Origin of the sequence: Acinetobacter sp. YH12049, from assembly GCF_013419875.1 — a bacterium.
Classification (GTDB): Bacteria; Pseudomonadota; Gammaproteobacteria; order Pseudomonadales; family Moraxellaceae; genus Acinetobacter; species Acinetobacter amyesii.
In genome coordinates, this window is record NZ_VOZH01000100.1 from 1 (window position 1) to 1962 (window position 1962).

At 40.8% G+C, this 1962-nt stretch carries 1 protein-coding gene and 3 pseudogenes; 3 read left to right on the forward strand and 1 reads right to left on the reverse strand.

The annotated features are described in order from the left end of the window. From FTU05_RS17580 to xseB, 3 genes and pseudogenes are all read left to right on the forward strand, one after another. Positions 1-93: pseudogene (locus FTU05_RS17580) on the forward strand (IS6 family transposase); the annotation flags it as partial. Between the two features lie 100 nt (positions 94-193). Beyond that, a pseudogene (gene xseA / locus FTU05_RS17585) lies at positions 194-1295 on the forward strand (exodeoxyribonuclease VII large subunit). Further along, on the forward strand, positions 1288-1482 hold the full coding sequence (gene xseB, locus FTU05_RS17590; RefSeq protein WP_020753603.1) for an exodeoxyribonuclease VII small subunit: 195 nt from the start codon (positions 1288-1290) through the stop codon (positions 1480-1482). The pseudogene xseA and the gene xseB overlap by 8 nt, the downstream one beginning before the upstream one ends. On the opposite strand, the pseudogene FTU05_RS17595 reads toward xseB, so the two are convergent. Beyond that, positions 1479-1835: pseudogene (locus tag FTU05_RS17595) on the reverse strand (DUF4113 domain-containing protein); the annotation flags it as partial. The gene xseB and the pseudogene FTU05_RS17595 overlap by 4 nt on opposite strands. Positions 1836-1962: the final 127 nt, after the last annotated feature.

Below are 1962 nucleotides of genomic sequence, written 5' to 3' on the forward strand. Positions count from 1 at the left end.
ATGCGTGCACTACGTAAAGGACAAGCATCGTCATTTTATTATGGTCAGCCTCAGGGTGAAGTGTGTCTAATCAACAGGGTTTTCGGTCTCTAAGCACTTTTTAAAGGGAACATCATCGACTCAAATCACTATTTGCAACAGTGCCGCCAAACTTTCTATAGTCTTTGACAATTACAATTCATAAAAACTAAGTATGCCTGATCAACAGCTTTCCCTCAGTGAATACCTCGAAACAGTCCAAGAGATCGTAAAGATTGCCTTTGGTGATCCTGTATGGGTTGGAGCTGTCAAAGGACCTGAATATTCTGATTAAAGTCAAAGCCAGCTTTAGCCCACAATATGGGTTCTCAGTAAACATTGAAGACATTGATTCAAGCTTTACGCTCGGTGATCTTGCGAGACGTTACCAACAGATCGTAAAGCAACTCACAGAAGATGGCTTGATTGACAAGAATAAGAAACTCCCTACACCATTTGACATTAACAAGGTTCTCGTCATTGCACCTGAACAAGCTGCAGGATTAGGAGACTTTAGAAAGGATGCTGATATTCTGTATAAAGCAGGGGTCTGTGAATTCATCTATCACTCAGCAACATTTCAAGGTAATACAGCAGCAGCAAGTATAATTGCTTCTTTAAGCCAAGGATTAAGACAGTGGGCCAATGAATACAAAACACCTCCTGACTTGATTGTCATCATTCGTGGTGGTGGTGCTGTCAATGATTTGGCTTACTTGAATGATTACGATCTAGCTGCTTTGCTTTGCAAACGATCAGTACCTATTTGGGTTGGTATTGGACATGAACGAGATAAGACCATTCTCGATGAAATTGCACATCGATCTTTTGATACACCAAGTAAAGTGATTGGCGGTATTAGAAACCATATTGCTGAACGTGTAGATGAGGTCAAGGTTTTCATTCAATCCATCCAACTGTACTCTCAGCAGCAGATCCAAGCGTACCAAAGCCAAAATGATCAGTTAATGCAAATCACCAAATCTATGGCTCAGGCACAACTTAATCAAACCAGCAAACAAGCTGACCAAGTGAAGACGAATGTCCATTACTTTGCTCAGCAACAATTGAAACGAGCAACGCTTAATGTGGAAACGCTGATGCGAATGACGCTGATCCAAAACCCTACAAATGTATTGGCTAGAGGTTATGCCATCGTTCGTAGTGGAGGGAAGGCTATAACATCCATTCATCAAGCCAAGGATCAAACTTTGGCGATTCAATTACATGATGGTTTAATCAATACACAAGTTTTACAGGTGAAACCAAATGAGTGAACAACAACTAACATTTAAAGAAGGCTATGACATCTTAAAGAAGAATGCTGAGCTTCTAGAGTCTCAAGAGGAGCCGGACATTGATAACCTGATGAAAGTTGTTGAAGAATCCATGGCAGCTTATAAAAGCTGTAAGCAACGCATTGATGCAGTACAACAAGCATTGAATGAAAGCTTTAAGGATTAATCTTTAATTGTTAGCAGTTGATCCCATTTAAAGTAGTTCTGTGTTAGCCGATTTCGTGACATATTCCATGTTCTGTTCGGCATTAAACTCGCGCCCAAGGCAATCTTGGTTTTGCCATACTTAAGATGAATCGCTTCAAGGGAATCCATCAAAGCGTCACTGATCTCGATATGCTTCATGTCGGTAAACATATCATATACATGGCTTGCCTTTGGTTCGAGACACGTTAGAATCACGCCACATTTCTTGAAGGCAATGTCCTTGGCATACAGGCCATCAATCATCGCTGTAGCGAGTTTAGATAGCAGCAATAAGTTGTCGGTAGGTTCTGGTAAAGCCAAGGATAAAGACTTTGTTAGCGGCAGTGTAAAAATGACCCCCTAATGGCATTTAAAAACTGACCCCCTTGGTTAATATAGCGGTCATTTTGGACTGCTCAACATGTTAACTTTGGAGCAAGCAGTGACAATCCAAATACTT

Excerpts from the sequence above, each read along its gene's own strand:
- xseB (WP_020753603.1), top strand. The coding sequence starts at position 1,288 with ATGAGTGAACAACAACTAACATTTAAAGAAGGCTATGACATCTTAAAG.